Annotated in this window: 17 protein-coding genes; 7 read left to right on the top strand and 10 right to left on the bottom strand. The window is 43.8% G+C overall.

Features of this window, described 5'->3' with window-relative positions; translation table 11 throughout:
- Nucleotides 1-35: 35 nt before the first annotated feature.
- A complete protein-coding gene (locus tag HF888_RS10465; RefSeq protein ID WP_007017272.1) occupies nt 36-977 on the bottom strand; it encodes a TIGR00341 family protein in 942 nt (313 codons plus the stop codon).
- Nucleotides 978-1,186: 209 nt separating this feature from the next.
- Here HF888_RS10465 and putA point away from each other — a divergent pair, with 209 nt between their 5' ends.
- A complete protein-coding gene (putA, locus tag HF888_RS10460) occupies nt 1,187-4,366 on the top strand; it encodes a bifunctional proline dehydrogenase/L-glutamate gamma-semialdehyde dehydrogenase PutA (protein ID WP_007017271.1) in 3,180 nt (1,059 codons plus the stop codon).
- A 47-nt stretch (nt 4,367-4,413) separates the two neighbouring features.
- Nucleotides 4,414-5,892 carry a sodium/proline symporter PutP gene (putP, locus tag HF888_RS10455; protein WP_007017270.1) on the top strand — a complete coding sequence of 493 codons (1,479 nt, stop codon included), beginning with the start codon at nt 4,414-4,416 and terminating at the stop codon, nt 5,890-5,892.
- Between the two features lie 29 nt (nt 5,893-5,921).
- Here putP and HF888_RS10450 read toward each other — a convergent pair whose 3' ends face one another.
- Complete coding sequence (locus HF888_RS10450; protein WP_165837018.1) at nt 5,922-7,634, bottom strand: sensor domain-containing diguanylate cyclase; 1,713 nt, start codon at nt 7,632-7,634, stop codon at nt 5,922-5,924.
- A gap of 144 nt (nt 7,635-7,778) precedes the next feature.
- Nucleotides 7,779-8,729 carry an acyltransferase gene (locus HF888_RS10445; RefSeq protein ID WP_007017268.1) on the bottom strand — a complete coding sequence of 317 codons (951 nt, stop codon included), beginning with the start codon at nt 8,727-8,729 and terminating at the stop codon, nt 7,779-7,781.
- A gap of 166 nt (nt 8,730-8,895) precedes the next feature.
- On the opposite strand from HF888_RS10445, the gene HF888_RS10440 reads away from it, so the two are divergent.
- Together HF888_RS10440 and HF888_RS10435 are read left to right on the top strand one after the other, a co-directional pair.
- A complete protein-coding gene (locus tag HF888_RS10440) occupies nt 8,896-9,915 on the top strand; it encodes a zinc-binding dehydrogenase (protein WP_007017267.1) in 1,020 nt (339 codons plus the stop codon).
- A 190-nt stretch (nt 9,916-10,105) separates the two neighbouring features.
- Entirely contained in the window at nt 10,106-11,041 is a 936-nt protein-coding gene (locus HF888_RS10435; RefSeq protein WP_244957546.1) for an SGNH/GDSL hydrolase family protein, read from the top strand.
- 117 nt (nt 11,042-11,158) lie between these two features.
- On the opposite strand, the gene ccoG is transcribed toward HF888_RS10435, so the two are convergent.
- From ccoG to HF888_RS10415, 4 genes are all read right to left on the bottom strand, one after another.
- The gene (gene ccoG / locus HF888_RS10430; RefSeq protein ID WP_007017265.1) at nt 11,159-12,559 is read right to left on the bottom strand and encodes a cytochrome c oxidase accessory protein CcoG; all 1,401 of its coding nucleotides are present in this window, start codon (nt 12,557-12,559) and stop codon (nt 11,159-11,161) included.
- A gap of 134 nt (nt 12,560-12,693) precedes the next feature.
- On the bottom strand, nt 12,694-14,133 hold the full coding sequence (locus HF888_RS10425) for a sigma-54 interaction domain-containing protein (protein ID WP_007017264.1): 1,440 nt from the start codon (nt 14,131-14,133) through the stop codon (nt 12,694-12,696).
- Between the two features lie 57 nt (nt 14,134-14,190).
- Complete coding sequence (locus HF888_RS10420; RefSeq protein ID WP_165837017.1) at nt 14,191-14,865, bottom strand: lipid A deacylase LpxR family protein; 675 nt, start codon at nt 14,863-14,865, stop codon at nt 14,191-14,193.
- 233 nt (nt 14,866-15,098) lie between these two features.
- Nucleotides 15,099-16,019, bottom strand: coding sequence for a LysR family transcriptional regulator (locus tag HF888_RS10415; protein ID WP_007017262.1), 921 nt, complete (start codon nt 16,017-16,019; stop codon nt 15,099-15,101).
- Between the two features lie 104 nt (nt 16,020-16,123).
- Here HF888_RS10415 and speB point away from each other — a divergent pair, with 104 nt between their 5' ends.
- A complete protein-coding gene (gene speB, locus HF888_RS10410; protein ID WP_007017261.1) occupies nt 16,124-17,080 on the top strand; it encodes an agmatinase in 957 nt (318 codons plus the stop codon).
- A gap of 72 nt (nt 17,081-17,152) precedes the next feature.
- On the opposite strand, the gene HF888_RS10405 is transcribed toward speB, so the two are convergent.
- Complete coding sequence (locus HF888_RS10405; protein ID WP_007017260.1) at nt 17,153-18,694, bottom strand: thioredoxin domain-containing protein; 1,542 nt, start codon at nt 18,692-18,694, stop codon at nt 17,153-17,155.
- Between the two features lie 192 nt (nt 18,695-18,886).
- On the opposite strand from HF888_RS10405, the gene HF888_RS10400 reads away from it, so the two are divergent.
- Nucleotides 18,887-19,717 carry a pirin family protein gene (locus HF888_RS10400; protein ID WP_007017259.1) on the top strand — a complete coding sequence of 277 codons (831 nt, stop codon included), beginning with the start codon at nt 18,887-18,889 and terminating at the stop codon, nt 19,715-19,717.
- A 37-nt stretch (nt 19,718-19,754) separates the two neighbouring features.
- Here HF888_RS10400 and HF888_RS10395 read toward each other — a convergent pair whose 3' ends face one another.
- The gene (locus HF888_RS10395; protein ID WP_007017258.1) at nt 19,755-19,964 is read right to left on the bottom strand and encodes a hypothetical protein; all 210 of its coding nucleotides are present in this window, start codon (nt 19,962-19,964) and stop codon (nt 19,755-19,757) included.
- A 184-nt stretch (nt 19,965-20,148) separates the two neighbouring features.
- Here HF888_RS10395 and HF888_RS10390 point away from each other — a divergent pair, with 184 nt between their 5' ends.
- Nucleotides 20,149-21,261 (top strand): ATP-NAD kinase family protein, encoded by a 1,113-nt coding sequence (locus tag HF888_RS10390; RefSeq protein WP_007017257.1) that lies wholly within the window; start codon nt 20,149-20,151, stop codon nt 21,259-21,261.
- Between the two features lie 17 nt (nt 21,262-21,278).
- Here HF888_RS10390 and HF888_RS10385 read toward each other — a convergent pair whose 3' ends face one another.
- On the bottom strand, nt 21,279-21,791 hold the full coding sequence (locus HF888_RS10385; protein WP_040297554.1) for a glycine cleavage system transcriptional repressor: 513 nt from the start codon (nt 21,789-21,791) through the stop codon (nt 21,279-21,281).
- Between the last annotated feature and the right edge of the window lie 59 nt (nt 21,792-21,850).

Genomic DNA, 21,850 nt, shown 5'->3' with positions numbered 1-21,850 from the left:
TAAAAAGCCTGCTCTATTGAGCGGGCTTTTTTATTCTAAAAGAAAATGATGACAAGGTATGCAATGAGTATTAGCCAGATCAGCAAGCCCAATAGAAAGATAAGTAACGCTTTTTTTCTATTATCATCACCGCGCGGCTGAATCCCTTTAAAGCGCATGACTAGTTGGGCTGTAAGGTTCACAGATGCAATATTAATTAATAGTAATAATCCGGCACCTTTTGCAAAGTCTAAATAGTTCAGGCCTAAACTAATTCCTAATGTTACCGCAGGCGGTAACAAAGCAACGGCAACCATGACACCTACTAAAACGCTGGAAACTCCAGTGGTGATCGAAAGCGCACCTGCCGCGCCAGAAGCTAATGCCAGTGCTAAGCTTCCGGGGCCGACCGTGGTGCGTGATAATAACTCAGGACCAAATTCAATAGTAGGATAAAACCAACCTAATAAAACAGATAAACCAATGGCTAGGCCAACACCAATCACGAGGGTTTTAAATGCTCTCGTGATTGTTCCAAGGTTACCCAAAGTCGTTGCTAACGATAGAGCCAAGTTAGGACCCAATAGCGGTGCAATCACCATGGCGCCGATGATCACAGCCACGTTGTTCTCAATTAAGCCAATGGCAGCCACTAAAGTGGATAATACAACCAGCATGAGATAGTGACTGTCTGCATTTGCATGGCCAGATAGTTGATTCAATAGCGCTTCGCGACTGACAGATGCTTGAGTTTTGGCTTCGTAAGGTAGGGCAACTTCTAACGGATATGCAATAACTCGGAAATTAGTTTTTCCTTCCATTTGGCCTTGCAGTTGATCGAGAACTTTTTGCGAACGCGCTTTTTCAACCAGCATTTTGATCGCGATTTGTTTCTCACTTTGACTGCTGATCCAATAATCAGGAATGTTGTTTTGTTTAGCGATGCGTGTAACTGCATCTTGGCTAGAGGCCGGAGCAACTGTTTCGATAATAATCATCAAAAAATCTCAATAATTTCACTTGCATCAAGGATATTTATTAAAAAATCTCACAGAGTGTAGCCACAAGCCCCGTTGATTGCTACGTCTTCTTAAATTGGCGCTTTTAATGCATAAAAAACCCAACCGAATAGTCAATTAACGACTATCTTTACATGTAAGCCCCATCAATGTCAGGATGGTGAAAAGCGAACTTCTCGGAGGTATACATGTTTACTGCCAGTCAGGTCATGGAGAACAAATTTCAATCTCAGGAGAGAGATACGTTTTGGCAATACATTGTTGAAAATTACGCAGTAGATGAAGACTCTTATGTAAAAGAGCTGATAGAAGTCGCTAAGAGTACAGATTCAGAAAAGAAAAACATTCGTAATCGCGCCACGAAAATGATCAAGGGTGTCCGTGCTCAAGACGATGCGGTACATATGGTCGATGCATTATTACAAGAATATAGTTTGGACACGGAAGAAGGCATTCTTCTAATGTGTTTGGCTGAAGCCTTGATGCGTATTCCTGATAGCCACACGGCTGATGCGCTGATTGAAGATAAACTATCCAACGCAGATTGGAAGAAACACGTCGGCCGTAGTGAATCTACTCTCGTAAATGCTTCCACATGGGGCCTGATGCTTACAGGCAAAGTCGTTAAAATGGACAAACAACTTGATGGAACACCATCAAGTATATGGAAGCGTTTGGTAAAACGCAGTGGCGAACCAGTTATTCGCAGCGCAATGTATAAAGCCATGGGTATCATGGGTAGTCAGTTTGTACTGGGTCGTAATATTAAAGAAGCATTAAAAAACGCTAAGGAGTATCGTAAAAAAGGTTACACATACTCATTCGATATGCTTGGCGAAGCGGCCATGACCGAAGACGATGCAGCACGCTATCTAGAAGAGTATGTTAACGCCATTAAAGCAGTAGGCGATGACGATTTTCCAACCAAAGATCAGCCAGCACCTTCTATATCGATTAAATTATCTGCTCTTCATCCACGCTATGAGGTGGCGCAAGAAGATCGCGTCATGGACGAATTATACAAAACTGTTTGTGGGTTGTTGCAGATAGCAAAAGATAAGAATGTCGCAGTGACCATTGATGCTGAGGAAATGGATCGTCTTGAGCTCTCATTGCATTTGTTTGAGAAAATATTCAAGTCAGACGTGTGCCAAGGTTGGGATAAGTTCGGCATGGTCATCCAAGCTTATAGTAAACGAGCGTTACCGGTACTGTGCTGGTTAAATAAGTTAGCGGCAGAGCAAGGTCGCGAGATCCCCATTCGTTTGGTAAAAGGGGCGTATTGGGATACAGAAATAAAAATATGTCAGCAAATGGGTCTCGATGGTTACCCTGTGTTTACCCGTAAAGAAGCAACAGATGTCTCCTATCTTGCGTGCTTAAAGTTTTTACTAAGTGATCACACCAAAGGAAATTTATACCCACAATTAGCAAGCCACAATGCGCATACAGTGGCGACAGTGCTTGAATTGGCAGATCAGAGCGGGCGCCAAGTGGAGTGTCAGCGCTTACACGGTATGGGTGATGCTCTATATGATCACATTTTAGAAAATAAAAATATGCCAGTGCGTATTTATGCTCCGGTTGGCGCACACAAGGATTTGTTACCGTATTTAGTGCGTCGTTTGTTAGAGAACGGAGCAAACTCCTCATTTGTGCATCGCTTAGTTGATGCGAAAACCCCCATTGATGATTTGGTTCATGATCCAGTAGATGATTTGCAGAAATATAAATCGTTGGCTAATGATCGGATTCCACTGCCACCTAATATATATCCAGAAAACCGTAAAAATTCTCGTAGCATGAATATTCACGTTGAGTCGCAACTGAATCCATTAATGGATGAATTAGGCAAGTGGCGTGAATGTCAATGGAATGCCGGTCCTATCATTAATGGTAAGACTCATAAGGATAGCGACGAGCAATCAGTACTTAGTCCGCAAAATAATGGAGACAGTGTTGGTTCAGTTGTTTGGAGTACCGAAAAACACGTGCAAGCCGCATTAGATACAGCGAAGCAGGGCTTTGATGCATGGAACATGACGCCAGCTTCACAGCGTGCACAATGCCTACTGAAGTACGGCGATTTAATGGAAGATAACATGGAAGAACTCATGGCCATTTGCTGTCGTGAGGCGGGTAAAACCATGCAGGACGCTATTGATGAAGTACGTGAAGCGGTTGATTTTTGTCGCTATTACGCTCAGCAAGGCGTTAAGCAATTTGAAGAAGCAACCTTGTTGCCAGGCCCGACAGGGGAAAGCAATGAACACTATATGGAAGGTCGAGGTGTGTTCTTTTGTATTAGCCCATGGAACTTCCCTCTCGCTATTTTCAGTGGGCAAATCATGGCTGCTTTAATGGCAGGTAATACGGTCATTGCTAAACCAGCAGAGCAAACCAGCCTAGTAGCGCATCGTGCAGTGGAGCTTATGCTAGAGGCCGGTTTCCCCAAAAATGTGATTCAACTGTTACCCGGTGATGGCGCTAAAATCGGTGGTATTTTAACGCCTCATGAAGATATTGCTGGTATTGCCTTTACGGGTTCTACTCAAGTCGCACATCTCTTAAACAAGACGTTAGCACAACGTGAAGGTGCCATTGTTCCGTTGATTGCCGAAACAGGTGGTCAAAACGCGATGATTGTAGATAGTAGTGCTTTACCGGAGCAGGTGGTAGGAGATGTATTGCAATCTTCGTTTGCCAGCGCTGGCCAACGATGTTCCGCGTTACGTGTGCTTTATATCCAGAAAGATGTAGCAGAGCGAGTCGAAACCTTGTTGCAAGGTGCTATGGATGAATTGATTGTTGGCGACCCTGCCTATCATCGTACCGATGTGGGCCCTGTAATCGATGATGAAGCGCTAGCAGGTTTGCAAAGCCATGTGGATGAGATGAAAGCGAAATTTGACCTCGTCGCCAAAGCGCATCTTACAGAAGAGTGTAATTCTGGCTATTTCATCACGCCTTGTGCATTCCGTATTAACAGCATGGCCGATTTAAGCAAAGAGCATTTTGGACCCATCCTTCATATCGTTCATTACGAAGCCGAAAAACTTGATGATGTTATTGCCGAAATTAACAAAGCAGGTTATGGCCTAACGCTTGGTATTCATAGTCGCAGTGAAGCAACAGCGGCTTATATCGAGCAAAGAGTTAAAGTAGGTAACTGTTACATTAACCGAAATCAGATTGGTGCAGTGGTAGGTGTTCAGCCATTTGGTGGGCGCGGACTCTCTGGTACTGGTCCGAAAGCAGGTGGGCCTAATTATCTTACGCGTTTTGCAACTGAACGTGTGAGAACCATAAACACGACTGCAGTAGGTGGTAATGCCTCATTACTGTCACTGGGTGTGGAGAAGGTATAAGCAGAGGGGTTTATGCCAATAAAAACAAGTAGCCGAGGAGAAGCATTATGATCGATGGAAACATAGGTGTGAGTATAACCTTCGGGTTATATCTCATTCTCATGCTGGCAATAGGCTATATTGCCTATCAGCGAACATCTAATTTGTCCGACTATATTATAGGCGGGCGTAGCTTAGGGCCTGTACCTTCAGCCTTAAGTGCGGGTGCTTCCGATATGAGTGGTTGGTTATTACTTGGCCTACCTGGATATGCTTATGCTGCTGGTTATGAAGCGGTTTGGATTGCTGTAGGTTTGTTGGTTGGTACGTATCTAAACTGGTTATTTGTCGCTCAGCGCTTGAGGACGTATTCTTTATCGGCTAGCGATTCCTTGACCATGCCTTCTTACTTCGAAAATCGTTTTCATGATACCCAGCGTATTCTACGTGTTGTGTCAGCGTTCTTCATTTTGCTCTTTTTCTTGTTCTACACCAGTTCGGGTCTAGTAGCAGGCGGTAAATTATTCGAAACCGTATTTGGTTTGGATTATACGTGGGCAGTGATCATCGGCACCATAGCGGTGGTTTCTTACACCTTCTTCGGTGGCTTCCTGGCGGTGGCATGGACAGACGTTATTCAAGGCCTGCTCATGTTCGCGGCATTACTTCTAGTGCCCATTATTGCTATGAATGCAGAAGGCGGATGGGGTGCAACTACTGAAGCGATGGCAGCAAAAAATCCAGAATTACTTGATGCCTTTACGAGCACCGATGGTACTGCCATGACCACTATTGGTATTTTATCCTTGCTAGGTTGGGGTTTAGGTTATTTTGGTCAGCCTCACATCCTCGCGCGCTTTAAAGCGATTCGGAGTGAGGATGATATTCCTACCGCACGTCGCGTTGCGGTTACTTGGAGTGGTTTCGGCTTATTGGGTGCTTTATTGGTAGGTTTCGCAGCCATTGGTTACTTTGATACTCCGTTAGAAGACGGAGAGAAAGCCTTCATGCTGCTAGTGGATGCATTATTCCACCCGGTTATTTCAGGTATTTTATTGGCTGCCATTCTCGCGGCAATTATGTCAACGGCAGATTCCCAATTGCTTGTATCGTCTTCTGCATTGGCTGAGGACTTTTATAAAGCGTTGTTTAAAACTGATGCCCCACAAAAAGAACTAGTTATGGTGGGTCGTTTAGCTGTGGTAGGTATCGCTGTTGTTGCTGCTGCTCTTGCCATGGATCCGGATAGCCAAGTGCTTGAACTTGTGTCCTATGCATGGGCTGGTTTTGGTGCTGCCTTCGGTCCTGCATTAATTCTTTCGCTTTACTGGAAAGACATGACGAAAGCAGGTGCCGTTGCCGGTATCGTGGTTGGCGGTACAACCGTGGTGATTTGGGGCAACTTGTCTGGCGGTATTCTAGACTTGTACGAAATCATTCCTGGTTTCTTACTTGCAACCATCGCCATTGTCGTCGCCTCTAAGTTGTCTGGTCCACCAAAACCAGAGACTTTAGAGGGTTTTGAAAAAGCAATGGGTAAGAAGTAGGCTCTTTTCTTTAATTCATTTCAAAGTAATCACAAGGTGGACGCTATGACGTCCACCTTGTGTGTTTCTGGAATGTATATACACGCTGTATCTCTGCCAATGGACTTCGCATGGTAAAGCGCAATGTCAGCGTATTGTATTGCTTGGGTGAGATCCCTGCCTTCTATCGGACATACTCCTAAACTGACAGATAGAGTGATTTCATACTGCTCATCTTTATATGGTTTTGTTTTCACATGATGTCGTAGTCGTTCCGCTATTGTTTTCACTGATTCTTGATCAAAAGTTCTTAGTATCATAACGAATTCTTCTCCCCCGTATCGAGCCACTACATCTTGCGGGCGTGTCATTTCTCGAATCGTGTCAGCAAGGTGAATAAGAACCTTATCGCCTACAGTGTGGCCATACTGATCGTTTATTTGTTTAAAAAAATCGGCATCAATGAGAATCAGTGAAAGAGATTCATCATGTCTTAAGTGTTTGAAAATTTGTGTGATTTTATTATTGAGGAATCGTCGATTAACAAGTTGAGTCAATTCGTCACGCATAGAGTCTTGCGTAACGATACTTATTTCAGAGTTTAGCTGCTTAACTTTTTCTATTAGTGCTAGTGCGAGTAGAAATGATTCTAAGAGACTAGCAAACTGGGCAGCAAGTAAGGGTTTCATACCCCATTCAATGGTATTGCTTAGTGCAGCTAACGCCGATAAAAAAAGTGTAATAGCATAAATGACCCAAGCAACAATATACCATTTAGCATAGGTCGCCCCTTTTATAAAACAGAAATAGCCGACAACTGGTAAGAAGCAAAGAGATAATATTGCTATAAAAGATAGATAAGTAGGGAAGGCATAAATGCCGAATAGTCGAATTATGATGCCGATAGTAAAGACAATCTGAATCCACTTTAAAATCTTGTCCAATGTTGGGCTGAGGTTTTTCGTTTCTAAATATGAGCGACTAAATTGAATTGCCATGATGGCGAAAGCGAAATAGACGATATGATAACTATGATTAATAAACGGACCAAACTGGGGGAATAAAAACTGGAAGACATAGCCATTCAGAAAGCCCCAAAGAAAAGCGTTTGTTAGCAAATAGCCACTGTAAATAACGTATATATTGCTGCGAAGAATCCATCCAAGCAGGGCACTAATGAGCATCAGGGTTAGACATGCCCCAAAAAACATGCCCAAAATCATTTGTTCTCGCTTGCTAAATCGCTCGAACTTGACCACATCGCTTATGCGAATATTTAGCGACAACGTGTCCGCTTTTAGCATGCCTGTTTCGACATAGGCAGTGTATTGGGTGTTCGCAGGATGGAAATGGGTTGTGTTCAAGAGTCGATAATCTAAGCTTCTTTGCGCAAAGCTATCTTGATCTGAATTGATATAGCGATGAACCACTTCCCCATCAGATACTAAATAGACGTTCATGTAGTCTAAGTAGCTGACCTCTGCATGCATGATCCAGTGATGTGGATCATCAAAGTCAGTTCGAATAGGAAATTTAAGCCAGTATTTATTGCCGGATACGCCCGGGTTTAGATCGCCTTTTATCATGGGTCGGAAAGGCGTTTTAATGGGATCAATGACATCTTCAATGGTTGTTTGGCGTGACGCGTCTATGAAAATGCTAGCATCTTGCCAAATGGCTTGATTAAGAGTGTCTTTGCTTACTGTGATAGAAAAGCAACTTCCACTAACTAAGAGTAATAATAAACAGTTAAAAATCTTCAATAGTGAAAGCACAAGGAGTAGATGCAAAAAAATTATATGTGTTTTGAGTATAGCAAGGTGATCAATGGTGTGAAGCACCGACTCATAACAAAAAGGCCTGAGTGATCAGGCCTTTTTGTTATGAGTTATTGGTGGATTACTAGATTATATGTCTAGGGGAACACCAGATTCGTTGCTTTTGTTCTTGGTCTCGTATTCATGTAAGACTTGGGTGATTTGATGGTCCTTGTTTAACCAAATGTCGGATACCCAATTCTGAATTTGCACTCGTAATTCTCGATCGTCTTGGTAACTACCTTGACTGTAAGCAGCAGGGATAGGTACTTCTTCGCAACGCACAACAATCGTACCTAGTCGACCGCACAAACAATCCCAGAAGTTGGGCACACCACCGGGATAAACGATGGTCACGTTAGTCAGGGTGTCGAACTTGTCACCCAGTGCCTGCATAGCGAACGCCAAGCCACCGGCTTTTGGTCGCAGTAGATGCTTATATTGGCTCTTTTGCGCAGCATGCTTCTCTTTCGTAAAACGCGTGCCTTCTAAAAAGTTCATGACACTGGTTGGCATACGTGAAAACTTTTCACAGGCCTCTTGGGTTTCTTTTAAATCGTCACCTGCACGTTCAGGATGCTTTTTTAAAAAGCTCTTGCTGTAGCGCTTCATGAAAGGGAAATCGAGGGCTTTCCATGCCTGACCTACGATTGGAATATACTTGAGTTCATCTTTGATGAAAAATTTCAAAAATGGCACTTTTCCGTGATAAAGATTGTATAGCACGAAAATGTCGACCCAGCTTTGATGATTCGCGGTAATAAGATACCAGCCTTTTGGGTTGCCCTCGCTAAGGCCATTTAATTGCCACTTTGGACGGTAAATGTGTTCGATCCACCAAAGAATGCCGTCTAGCCAATGAAATGCTATGTAATGCACCCCCCAATCACCAAAATCTCTGCCTTTGCCGGGCAATGCCCATTTAAGCAAGATGAATACATAGAGAAAGACGCCCAACAAGACTGTGTGGCCGAGCAAGACCACAGAACTCAGGATGCCTAAAAGGTAATCATACGGTTTACTAGGAGGGCGTTTATCCATGCCATATCTCGCTTTGTGTTTTCTGAAAATCGGTTTTCCGAGTCTAGTACGAGAAGATTACCGTTTCATATCACAAAGCTCTAGTCTTTGTGTGCCACCGTAGTATGAAACTCTGTTTTTCCATCACAAACGAGCTATGTCATTATATCTCTAATAAGGAGAAGTTATGAGAAAGCGTGAATGGCGTACTCCCAAGGCTGGAGCAATTAGCCGATTGTTCCTACACGAGACAGATTTAGCTAGCTTGTCAGCCGAGAACATACGCGTCGAAGTAAAAGCTGTGGGTCTAAACTTTGCGGATATATTTGCATTGACTGGTCTTTATAGCGCTACACCTGAGGGGGCCTTTGTACCTGGTTTGGAATTCAGTGGTGTCGTAGTAGAAAGTCATGATCCTAGTTTCGCAGTAGGTGATGCGGTCATGGGGGTAACGCGATTTGGAGGCTACCGTACTGTTATTGATAGTACGGCGCACTATTTGTCTCCTCTACCTGAAGGTTGGAGCTTTCAGCAAGGAGCTGCGTATCTTGTTCAGACCCTAACCGCTTATTACGCCTTACGAGAATTAGGAAATCTAAAAATGAATCAACGGGTGCTGATTCATAGCGCGGCAGGTGGTGTTGGCTTGCAAGCCATGAAGCTAGCAAAAGCACTCGGAGCAAGGCCAACGGGTACAGTTAGTCTTCCTCGCAAGCAGGCTTACCTGCAACAACTAGGATTTGAAGAGGTATTTGTTCGTCAGGCACCATTCAAAACACAAGTTGATGAGATTGCAAAACAACAGGGGGATGGGTTCGATTTAGTACTTGATGGTGTGGGAGGTGAAGTACAAAAATCGAGTTTTGAGCATTTAAATCCTATGGGCAGGTTAATTGTATTTGGTGCAGCAGAATTCACGCCCGGAAAAAATCGGCCCAATTACATTCGCGCATTGTTCAAATATATAAACCGACCAAAATATGATGTTATGGACATGATCAGTGAAAACAAATCGGTAATGGCGTTCAATCTGATATGGCTTTGGGAGCAAGTTGATTATTTAACAACACTTATAAGGGATATGCGGGGTATCGACATAGATCCTCCTGTCGTAGGTCATGAATACGATTTTGAACAAGCATTAGATGCCATTGAATGTCTGCGCTCTGGAAATACGGTTGGCAAAGTGGTTTTAAATATCACTTAGACTCGTTGATATACACAAGCCACGACAGGTGGCTAAAAGTTGGCGAGTTAGCTCCGTTATTCGGCTTATATGACCTAATATAACCTTCTGATCTCTGACTAGAATGAGTGTGCTGGCCGCAACGCGGCTCCCCCATAATACAAATCATAGGGAGCCGATGACTCATCATATAAGGAGCCCATTTATGATAATGCGCCGACTACTTCTTGCTGTATTCACCATTGCTCTAATGGTTCAGGCCCACGCAGAACTACCCGATAAAACCACAGCCGCAGGTGACAGTATCACCATGGGTTTTGGTGCTGACTGTACAGGGAATGTTTGGTTTTGGGATTTATTTTGTCTGTTAGGCGGTGATCAACCAGAACACTCATGGTTTGATGGTTGGGACCGTGATGTAAACAGTGTTCATGATCGCTACAAAGTCTTAGATGCAAATATCGCCGCGAATAAAAATGCAGCGGCATCTGGTTCAGAAATGCGCGGTGGTAATAATAATTTCGCTACCCAAACTGCCAATATAGCAGCGCAAGTACCTGTGCCAGATCACGTAGAGGTATTACTGGGTGGCAATGATATTTGTAATCGTGATTGTACAAATCCAGCTAACTGCTCTAACCCACTTTATAGTGATTCTCAGTGGCGTCAAAGTGTGCAAGCCGGTCTAGATACATTAATGAACTCTATGCCCACAGGCGGTACAGTTTATATCGGTGGTGTGCCACGCATCCAAGACTTACGTCCTGCTGGTTTAGATAAGCAAAGTGGCAGCTGGGGTATCAACTGTGAAAATATTTGGAATTCGTTCGATGTCTGTTCAATTGCAACTAGTGGAAGCGTTATGAATGGCGAGACTATCAGCCAGCGTCGCGCAGCCATTTCCGACAAGCAAAAACGCTACAATGAAATCTTGGCAGAGGAAGCAGTCGCTTACAACAGCAATGCCAATGGCAAAAACCCTCGTGGTATTGAAGTGGTTGCTGATTATCAAGGGGAAGGCGTTGCATCTGTGGGTACGACACCATTTGGTAAAAACGATATCGATGGCGGTGATTGCTTCCACCCCAGTGTGCGTGGTCAGAATATTCTTTCCGACGTGATGTGGAGCAATAATCCAGATAAATAAGCTTGATAAATAAAAACGATCGCTACAAACAGGTTTGGTAATAGGACTCGACCTGTTGGCCAGCAATAAAAAAGGAGATCATTAGATCTCCTTTTTTATTTGCAATCGGGTAGTGCTTTAATGATCTGGATTAAAAAAATGATTGTCCAAACTAAATGTTTCTCCATTGATGTTAATTTTCAAATCTATATTTGTTTTTCGATCAAGCGCGCAAGGTTGTTGGCATAATAGAGTAAAAGGGAAGTCTCGTTTTTCTCCCGCCGATACAGATATAGGTTGATTCATTTTTATTGTTAAATCAGATGGTTGCAGTACTTCGATATTAGCCTGAACGTCTTGATTCAATTTGTTTTGTAGAGAGAACGTATAGCCATTCGCAATATTTAAACCACTGTAAAAATACAATTGCCCGCGTTCACGATTAACGCTTGTTTCAAAGCTCTCTTTTGATAAGACTTGTAATGCGAATAGGATTATAGAAACGAATAACGCTAATGAATAGCCGACGAGACGCAAGCGGGAACGTACTTGGTGACTTTGTCCTGAATCAGGCATGAAGCGTATCAATCCTTTTGGTTTATTAATGCTGTCCATAATGTTGTCACAAGCATCTATACAAGCACCGCAATCAATACACGAGTACTGTAAGCCTTGTCGAATATCGATACCAACAGGGCAGACCTGAACGCAAAGCCGGCAATCGATACAATCTCCAGATGTTTTAGAGCTTGGTTTGTTCTTCACCTTGCTGGAGCGAGGCTCGCCACGGTCAATATCATATCCGACTTTTAACGTATCTCGGTCTACCATGACAGATTGGAAGCGTGCATAGGGGCACATATGCATACAGACCTGCTCACGTAGCCAGCCTGCGTTAATGTAAGTAAGGGCAGAAAAAAATATGAGCCAAAACGTCACTGCAATGCTGATGTCTCCAGAAATAATATTTTGTGCTAGACCCTGACCTGTCTCGAAATAGGCGACAAACGTAAAGCCCGTGACAAAGGCCATGCTCCACCAAAGTAAGTGAGTCATGAAGAGTCCTTTCAAATTTCGTTGGCGCCACGGTAGCTTTGCTTCTTTTAAGCGTTTATTACGTGAGCCAAGAAAACGATCTTCTACCCACATGAACATCATGCTCCAAACGGTTTGCGGACAACTGAATCCGCACCAGATACGCCCCGCGAGATTGGCTGCGATAAAAAGAGCAAAGGCACTGGCCAAGGCTAGCCAAGTTAGCATCAGTAAATCGTCAGGCCAAAACTGCAGACCGAACAAATGCAGAGTATGATCCTCTAAATTCATCCAAAGTAGGGGCGCGCCATTAATCTCTAGCCAAGGAGCTATCAGAAAAAGAAGTATCAGAGGACCACTTAACCAGCGTCTTAATCGTTGATAGTGACCTTTGACTAATCGTACCGCCTCGTTGTGACGTGTGGCATCCACGACGGGAGTATCAACGCTTGCTAAATCATTATTGCTGGGATCGAGTGTGCGTACAGGGATGAGTTCAGACATAATACTGCTCTAAATGCTAAAGAATGTTCTGTCGCTTATAGAGCAAACCCTGTTCCAAGCACTGAACCGCCATAGTAACTAGCCTACGAGCGCATTATTTATTTAAAGCGCGATATATCGCGTCGATATGTCGCTTAGCCATAAATCCCGAGTTTTTTCATTTTCGAGCGCAACGTGCTAGCCGGGAGTTGCAACAATTGAGCTGCACCATTGGCACCGGCAATGCGGCCATTACAATGCAGCAGAGCTTTTTGAATGTGTTGTTTTTCTGCTTCTGCCAAGCTGACAATAGATTCATTATCATGCTCAACACTGTGATCATGACGAGCGTGAGCCATGGGGTGGATATGAAACAATCCGCCAGTATGTAAAATGGCATTGTGCTCGATCCAATTGGATAATTCCCGAATGTTACCCGGCCATTGGTAGTGACTCATCCATTTTAGTGAAGGCATGTGTAAACCTTTAAAGGATTTACCCATATCCGCGCAGGCTTTCTTAGCAAAGAAATGACTTAAAATCGGTAAATCACTTTTTCGTTCTCTCAATGGCGGTACTTGAACAGAAAAGACATTTAAGCGGTAGTATAGGTCTAAGCGAAAGCTACCATCATGTACCGCTTGCTCAAGATTTTTGTTTGAGGCAGCGATGATGCGTACATCCACTCTGATGGTTTTATTCCCACCTACTCGTTCAAATTCACCCTCTTGTAAAACTCGCAAAAGTTTTACTTGTGCGTCCAAGGGCAATTCACTGACCTCATCCAAAAATAAAGTCCCTTTGTTAGCCAACTCGAAACGGCCAATACGTTGTTTTACAGCACCCGTAAAAGCGCCTTTTTCGTGACCAAAAAGCTCGCTATCAACGAGGCCTTCAGGGATAGCGCCACAATTGAGTTTTACCAGAGTTTGAGCTTGGCGCTCACTTTGTTGATGAATGGCTCTGGCCACCAATTCTTTTCCTGTACCGCTTTCGCCTTGAATTAAGATGTTAGCACTGGTTGGTGCAGATAATGATATTTGCGTTTGCAAGTGTTCAATTGCTGGACTTTGTCCAATTATGTCTGATTGATAATTGGATTCTATTTCCGATTGTAGATAGGAATTTTCTGCTTCGAGCTTTTCTTTCAGAAAACGATTTTCTGTCAGCGCCTTTTGTAATGCAGACTCAATACGCTTCCTCTCGCTGATATTTTTGAAGACGACAATGGCACCTTGTATTGAGCCTTCTTGAAGAATGGGAGTAGCACTGTATTCCACCGCAAAGCTGGTGCCATCTTTCCGCCAAAATACTTCGTTTTCTTTAGTGCGCGTAATGCCATCCTGTAAACACTGATAAATGGGGCAATCCGCTTGAGGATAGTGACGGCCATCAGCATGGCTATGGTGGTGAAAATCGTGAATGCTTTTACCTATGAGGTCATTCGCCTCCCAACCGGTTAAGCGTTCAGCAGCCAAATTAACAAAGGTTGCTAGACCATTTTCGTCGAGCCCATAAACGCCTTCGGACATGGATTCCAGTAGTAGACGCTGGTGTTCTGAAACCTGATTAATTGGTGATTTCGTTGGTGACATAGCATACTCCTTGCAGTATTTGTAAGGATACTATGATTAGTCACGATATATCACACTTTATTGTCGCCATGCCAACGTAATGGTGCCAAAACGCATGGCGTCGTCCAATTCCGTTTTGTGCTCTCGAGCGTTTAAATTATAGAGCGCCATGGTGACGGATACATGCTCAAACGGGTAGGCTATACCTGCACCTAACCCAAGAGTTTCACGTTTGTAAGGAACAGATGGGTCGTCATCAAAGGCGTTGCCATCCATGAATATCTGATGGAATGTATAACCCACTGAAACATTTATATATGTGTACCAGCCACCGTTTAATGAGATCGGATTACTGGTGCGAGATTGAGTCAACATGGACGTCGCGTAGCTGTTGTCTAAATGTTCGCCGAAGCGCAAAAATATACTTGCGGTAACGGAGGTTTCTAAATTTCCGACTCGAGCGCCAGCAGTGGTAATCAAATCGAAGTGATTATGCTCATTGTGCCAATGGCGCCATGCTCGGGATCTAGATAAGGAAAATACTGGCTCGTTTTCTAACTGCGTCCCCCAACCCCTTGGTTTGTCTGAACCCATCCAGCGATGACTAACGGTTTGTACGTCAGCGGCTCCGGATAATGGCCCGACAATGCCAATGCTCACGCCATAATAATCGGCAACATCAGGATGGATATCGAGATTGGCACGGTTGTAATAAAGCAGCCCTGAATAGGGGACATCCATTGGTGTAGCCATAGTCATTGCCGACAAAAAAGTCGTTATCCAGTGTAAAGGAGTACCAGTTATTGCTTTTGACGGACGCAGCCCATGTAACTTGGCTCAGGTTTATAAAGCTCACCATAATGATGTAGATTATGGATCGATAGTTCATACCCACCTCTAATTGTTCAATGAGGTGGATTATAACTGTTCTTTAATGGCTGATAATGACCTATAGATTGAACTCATTGTTCAAAAATTTTGATCTATCACTGTGTAGCCGTCGCTTTTATTTCATCTATTAGCCATTTGAGCCCCGGATCTTGTTGCTTTATCGGGTGATAAACAAAATTAAGATGAGCCTTGGGTGCGTCCAATGGCAATGCGTAGACACGCAGTGGCAAGGCTTTTGATAGCTGGTTAGCAACACGCTTGGGAATCACCATTAAATACGGTGCGCTGCTCACTATCGCTGCGGCTGAAAAGTAGCTTTGGCTTGTCACGGCAATTGTTCGTTTCTGCTTTTTTGATTGAAGCCAGTGGTCAATCACGCTTTGTCGCTCACCCAATGGGCTGTGGAATACGTGGGGTGTTTCCACTACTTGCGACAAAGTAAGTGCTTTGTGCTTGGCAAAGTCGTTATGGAATTGCGGGTTCGCCAATGCAACGAGCTCGTCTTGCCACCAAGTTTCTTGATTTAGCTGCTTCGGAAAGTCCATATAATTACTGAATCCTAGTAGGAGATCGACATCGCCTGTGGCCAGTTCTTCCAGTGGTAAGTCTTTACTGAGAATACCTACTTCGATTCCAACACCAGGTGCTTCTCGTTTTAGTTTAGCGATGAGTGGTGGCAAAACCACGCACTCCACGTAGTCCGTGGTGTGTACGACAAAACGGCGCTGACTTATTTTTGGGGTGAAGTCTCTGCTTTGTTCTAGGGCGGTTTGAAGTTGCGCTAATGCCTGACGTATTTGCGGTGTAATTCGCTCGGCAAACTCGGATGGCATCATACCGCTTGGCGTACGAACGAGTAGCGGATCGTTTAGTGCTTCGCGTAATCGATTAAGGGCGTGGCTGGTAGCGGATTGCGAGAGAAATAGTTGCTGAGCGGCAAGGCTGACACTGCGTTCTCGCATTAGTGCATCGAATACGCGAAGTAGATTCAGATCGAGCTGGTGAAATTGATTCATATCTATGCACGCTATACATATAGTTATTAAAAGTATGCATTTAACGAATATAAAAAGAAAGCCTAAACTGACTGTACTTGCTAATCAATTTATGTGGTTTCGCTATGGATCATAAACAAGAGTTACAAAACCCAATGGCTTCAGCAGATGCTGATATGCCTCTCTATGGATCTTTGGGCATGACCTTTATGGAATTTCCCTATGCTCCCTCAGTGAAGCAGACTGATGCCGATGTGGTGGTGAGTGGCGTTCCGTTTGATATGGCAACATCGGGTCGATCGGGTGCGCGTTTTGGTCCTCAGGGTATACGCAGTGCATCTGCTAATTTGATTTGGGAAGGTGCTCGTTGGCCTTGGGATTTCGCTCTTGATGACCATTTAAAGGTCGCGGACGTAGGCAACGTGAACTTCAAGCATGGTGAACCGCAAACACTGGTGGACAACCTGCAACGGCACATTCTACAGATTATGGAATCGGGCAAAAAATCGCTAACTTTTGGTGGTGACCACTTTATTACATTGCCCATATTACGCTCTGTGGCGAAAATACATGGACCTGTCTGCTTAGTTCACGTCGATGCTCACACGGATACCTATAGTGGTGGCAGTAAATATGACCATGGCACATTCCTTCACCATGCAGTGGAAGAGGGTTTAGTGGACGATAAGCATTCCGTGCAAATTGGTATTCGTACGAATTACTCCAAAGATGCACATGGATTTGAGGTGCTAGATGCAGCTTGGGTTGGCGATCATGGACCTCATGAAGTTTTAAAACACATTAAAGAAAAAGTCGGTGATCGGCCGGTTTATGTCACTTTTGACATAGATGGTTTGGACCCTGCTTTTGCTCCTGGTACGGGAACGCCGGTTTCTGGTGGCCTGACGATGGATACGGCATTAAAAGTGATTCGCGGTTTACAGGGATTAAATCTAGTGGGGATGGATGTTGTTGAAGTTGCGCCCGCGTACGACCATGCAGATATTACTTCATTGGCTGGGGCGACTTTAGCGTTGGACTTTTTGTACGTGTTGGCTCACAACAAGATTCATCATTCTTAATTGTTCAAGAACAGTTCGACTCTAATTTTGATGTATTCAGGAGTCGAACTGAAGTGTTCCGCTTGGGTTGATCTATGGCGTTACCTGAAATGCTAGGTGTACGGGTTTGCCTTTTCGCATTACGGATATAGTAACGCTCTCTTCATTAGCTAAGGTTTGGAACAGGGTATTGCTTTGCTCGTGTATCCACTCGTCGTTCACCCGCATGATGACATCTCCTGGTTTCATACCTAGAGTTTTATAGAATGGATCAATATCGTCTTTGCTTAATTTTACCAAAGACTTATCTTCGAATTGGCCATCTGATAACTGAAAATCTTGCTCTAATTCTGACTGGCGCATGAGCTGTTGATCTAGCCAGTTTTGCGGCAGTGCTTGTTTGGGGAGTTGGGAAATGGCCGCTTCGTAGCGAGCTTTTGCATCATGAGGAATAAACTTCTCATTGTGATCATTTGTTGTCTTCTCTTCAGCTATGGAAGTTGTTATTGCTTGATGGTTGCTGTGTAAATCAGCACTGGTGGATTGATTGGTACTGTACAATTGATTTTCACTGGTTTGTGGCTGACCAATGAATTCAACTTTACCATCCTTATAAAGGCCAAAACCGTGCTCGGTCACGCTGGCGATATAAAAGTCCCCAATGCGACTTCCGACTGAAACACGCATGACCGATTCATTGTTTTTGGTAAGAGCCCAGTCCTGTGATGGCGAGCGAGCGTTATTGGTTTTCCAAGACTGTAACCATTCTAAATCGTGGTTTATTTTGCTACTGATCATTTCGATGTCATCTTTAATAGCGACAAATAATTGTGATAATTCATAACCGCGCGCTAAATAATGCCCGTTCAGAAACACCGATGGTGCTTTACGAATTCCGGCCTGTTGAATTTGATCATAACGTTTACTTAGGTAAGTGAGAGTCTCGTCATTTTGCATACACTTATAAACTTTATCAGCTGCTGGGCTATAAAGGTCAATGGCTGCGCTTAGTACCGCCATATCGATTTGCCCCTGCTTGGTTTGCAGTGCTTCTAAAAAACTAGGTTTGGCGGACGGTTGCATGCAATGAGTAGCGCCAGCGATTTTCACAGCGTGTTTATGGAAACCATGCCAAAAATGATAGTACTGAACATATAAATCCTGTTTGGTATGTTTGGCAAGGGCGCTCAGTTCTACTAATAGGTCACTACATGGCCGAGATTGTAACGTACAAAAAAGTTGCAGCTGCCACGGACTGCTCTCATTGCCCAGAGTCCAATCTGGTATTAAAGGGAAGTGCGCTTTTGGCGAATCCGGGGTGGGTAGTTGCCATTGTACTGTTTGTGAGTGTGCTCCTTGTCGTTCAATAGTTTCACGTAAAGAGGCACTGGTGAGTTGATATACTTGGTAATCGAGATTGTATAGCTTGATTTGATCCGATAAGGGTAGGTCGCGATGGTGGATGGAGGCTGTATCTGTTCTTGCCAATACCTCACTAGATAACGAATTCGCTTTACTCGGGCCTATGTTTTCAACCACCTCTGCTTGATCGCAACCCGTCAACAAAAGGCTCGTCATGACGAGATATGCGATTGTGATTGAATAACGGATCATATTGGCTGATGTCGCTGACATGGGTCACCCAGTTATTTATTATTGTTTGTAATATTTTGGATGCTACCCGTAGATAGTAAAGGTAATAGTCTGCCAATCTCTTGATTTCCAGTTCCATCTAATTATTCGATACTAGCAGCAAAAAAATCTCAGACGTTCGATTCCTTTCCAAGACTAGAATAGGGGCAAGTAGTTAATTGAGAGGAGTTTGATATGCGTACCGTGCAGACAATATTAAGCGCTATGGATGCGATGGATGGTGCTGGAGTTAAAATCAAACGCCACAGCCCCATTCATCATGGGCTGGCTGATCCATTCATTATGCTTGATGAAATTCGTAGTGATGACAAAGACGACTTTATTGCTGGCTTTCCACCTCATCCCCATAGAGGTATCGAGACACTCACTTATATGCGTGTTGGAGGTATACGCCATGAAGACAATATGGGTAATGTGGGTGAAGTGTTGGGTGGTGGCGTTCAGTGGATGCGCGCCGGAAAGGGGGTTATTCATGGAGAGATGCCCTTGAAAGAACATGACCAAATGCATGGCTTTCAACTTTGGATTAACCTAAATAGTCGCAACAAGATGCAGCCTGCTGAATATCGAGATGTGCCCAAAAATGAAATTAAACATGTGGAGATTCGTCGAGGTATGGTTCATGTGATTGCAGGTGAATGGCAATTGCAAGGACAAACCATCAATGGTCCATTGGATCGCTTAGAAGGCAATAGTCACATCATTGATATTGAATTAGAAGCAGGAGCAGAATTTCAGCATGAAATAGAAAAAGGTCATCACTTGGTGGTGGCGGTTTATGATGGTGAGCTCATGGCTGATAAGCCGATTAAGACACATCAGATGGCATTGTTTAACGATGATGGTCGCTTGGAGTTGACGACTGACTCAGGAGCAAAAGCGTTGATTCTTCATGGTGTACCTAACAAAGAACCTATAGCGAATTATGGTCCGTTTGTTATGAATACGCCGGAGGAAATTGAGCAGGCTATTCAGGATTATCAGTCGGGAACGCTAACTCTGTGAGTAAAAATTTCGTGAGGTGGTGCTGGCCGCAGTGAGGTCAGCCCTCACTGCTCAAGTTTGTATCATTATTGTCTTGGTTATTCAGCACCCAATGTATGTCTAGTGCGATGATGACCAATGTAATTGCCAGAATACTGGTGACAGAAACATGTTGAATTTCGATAGCAACAAAACCAGTAGCAATAGCGAGTAGCAAAAATAGTACGGCAAAGACTGCAAGCATTGCTTTTTTGTGGGCATCACTCATGACTTGATTCCTCTTTATTATTTTCTTAGGCACGATTTGATTTTGTTTACAATATATCTGTGAAATTGTGCGGAATACGTTGCTGAATTGTTGCCTTTTGTAACGCTCTGTAGCTGCCCAAACCGCCCCTGATCATGTATGATTTGCCTCAATATTTGATCAATGTACGGCATGCAGAGTAGTTATGTTTCGACTGGGCTTAATTATTAATCCTTTAGCTGGCTTAGGCGGTAGTGTTGCACTGAAAGGCAGTGATGGTGTTGCAGAATTAGCCCTTAGTAAAGGGGCAATTGCCAAGGCTCAAGAGCGGGCAAAGATTGCTTTTGACGTTTTTTCTGAATTGAAGTCTGACATTCAACTCATTACTTGTGGTGGTGCCATGGGTGAGCAACTGGCTCAATCACTTGCGTATGATTTTGAGATTGCTTACACCCCAAGTAATCCCTTAGCGACCACTGCCGATGATACTAAGCGCGCTGCTAGCGCCATCAGAGATGCAGGTGTTGATTTATTGTTGTTCGCTGGTGGTGATGGTACCGCACGCGATGTTTGTCAGATTGTAGAAGATGCCTTTCCCGTACTTGGTATTCCTGCTGGTGTAAAAATTCATAGCGGTGTTTATGGTGTTACCCCAAGCGCTAGCGGCGAAGTTGTTAAATTATTGGTGAACGGCGAGCTGGTGGATTTAAAACCACAGGATGTACGCGATATTGATGAAGACGCTTTTCGTCAGAACCAAGTCAAAGCAAAATTATTCGGTGAAATGCTCGTGCCCCAGGCAGGGCAGTTTGTGCAATCAGTAAAGCAGGGCGGTGTCGAACAAGAAGACTTGGTCTTGGATGATATTGCGGCGTATTTGATTCAGGAATTGGAGCCTGATGTTTTATATTTAATAGGTTCAGGAAAAACTACACAATACTTTATGAATCAATTGCACTTGCCCAGCACCTTACTAGGTGTCGACGCACTTTGTAACGAAGAGGTGGTTGCACAAGATTTAACGGAATCCGATATTTTGAAGTTGCTCGATGATTACTCAGAAGTCAAAGTAATATTGAGTGTTATTGGTGGGCAAGGCCATATACTTGGTCGCGGTAATCAGCAATTGAGTGCAAAAGTGATTGAGCGTATCGGTAGAGATAATCTGAAAATTATTGCAACTAAAACCAAATTGAAAGCGTTAGAAGGACGGCCCTTGATTGTGGACTCTGGTAGCCTTGAGTTGGATAGAAATTTGGCGGGCCACATGGAAGTCATCACGGGATATCAAGATTTGGTCTTGTACCCCGTTCAATAAAATAGCTTGGACGAAAATTAAATTTCTTGGATTTCAACCATCAGGTCATTACTTAATTGCTCCAGAGCATCGGCTACGTCTTGGAAGTCCTTGTCCTGAGGAATATAGACCTTGGCTTTGGTTTTGAATAGGGCCTCTGCACTCATTGCTGCACTCTCAAATGCGGTATTCAATTCCAAGACATTAACGGCATGAGATGCCAGTACCTGGGCCACGTCTTTTACGATGCCCGGACGATCGTTGCCGACAATGCTTAATTTTGCATTGGCTTTCGCGGTTTCATTTTCAGTGTCTTGCTGCTCAACATTAATAATCCAACCTTGTTGTTTTAGTTCAGCGAGTGCAGTAGACAACTCATCAGCTGTTTGCTTACTTATTTGTACTTTTACAATACCTGCAAATTTACCAGAAAGCTGTGACATGCGGCTTTCTAACCAGTTGCCACTATGCTGTTTGACGATGCCCGATAGAGTGTCGACGATACCAGGACGGTCGTCGGTCATGATGCTTATGATGAGAAACGTAGACACAAAAAACCTCTCAATACGAAATGATTGAGAGGAATATAGCCCATGCAGACTGAATTAAA

Origin of the sequence: Bermanella marisrubri, from assembly GCF_012295615.1 — a bacterium.
In the GTDB taxonomy this organism is placed as follows: Bacteria; Pseudomonadota; Gammaproteobacteria; order Pseudomonadales; family Oceanobacteraceae; genus Bermanella; species Bermanella marisrubri.
Note: the sequence above shows the minus strand (reverse complement) of the source record. Positions and strands in the feature narration are given on the sequence as shown.

What these genes read in the sequence shown, in the direction of transcription:
- HF888_RS10405 (WP_007017260.1), bottom strand. Translation starts at nt 18,694, where the DNA reads ATGTCAGCGACATCAGCCAATATGATCCGTTATTCAATCACAATCGCA.
- HF888_RS10420 (WP_165837017.1), bottom strand. Translation starts at nt 14,865, where the DNA reads ATGGCTACACCAATGGATGTCCCCTATTCAGGGCTGCTTTATTACAAC.
- HF888_RS10425 (WP_007017264.1), bottom strand. Translation starts at nt 14,133, where the DNA reads ATGTCACCAACGAAATCACCAATTAATCAGGTTTCAGAACACCAGCGT.
- HF888_RS10435 (WP_244957546.1), top strand. Translation starts at nt 10,106, where the DNA reads ATGCGCCGACTACTTCTTGCTGTATTCACCATTGCTCTAATGGTTCAG.
- HF888_RS10400 (WP_007017259.1), top strand. Translation starts at nt 18,887, where the DNA reads ATGCGTACCGTGCAGACAATATTAAGCGCTATGGATGCGATGGATGGT.
- HF888_RS10415 (WP_007017262.1), bottom strand. Translation starts at nt 16,019, where the DNA reads ATGAATCAATTTCACCAGCTCGATCTGAATCTACTTCGCGTATTCGAT.
- HF888_RS10395 (WP_007017258.1), bottom strand. Translation starts at nt 19,964, where the DNA reads ATGAGTGATGCCCACAAAAAAGCAATGCTTGCAGTCTTTGCCGTACTA.
- putP (WP_007017270.1), top strand. Translation starts at nt 4,414, where the DNA reads ATGATCGATGGAAACATAGGTGTGAGTATAACCTTCGGGTTATATCTC.
- ccoG (WP_007017265.1), bottom strand. Translation starts at nt 12,559, where the DNA reads ATGTCTGAACTCATCCCTGTACGCACACTCGATCCCAGCAATAATGAT.
- putA (WP_007017271.1), top strand. Translation starts at nt 1,187, where the DNA reads ATGTTTACTGCCAGTCAGGTCATGGAGAACAAATTTCAATCTCAGGAG.
- speB (WP_007017261.1), top strand. Translation starts at nt 16,124, where the DNA reads ATGGATCATAAACAAGAGTTACAAAACCCAATGGCTTCAGCAGATGCT.
- HF888_RS10445 (WP_007017268.1), bottom strand. Translation starts at nt 8,729, where the DNA reads ATGGATAAACGCCCTCCTAGTAAACCGTATGATTACCTTTTAGGCATC.
- HF888_RS10465 (WP_007017272.1), bottom strand. Translation starts at nt 977, where the DNA reads ATGATTATTATCGAAACAGTTGCTCCGGCCTCTAGCCAAGATGCAGTT.
- HF888_RS10390 (WP_007017257.1), top strand. Translation starts at nt 20,149, where the DNA reads ATGTTTCGACTGGGCTTAATTATTAATCCTTTAGCTGGCTTAGGCGGT.
- HF888_RS10440 (WP_007017267.1), top strand. Translation starts at nt 8,896, where the DNA reads ATGAGAAAGCGTGAATGGCGTACTCCCAAGGCTGGAGCAATTAGCCGA.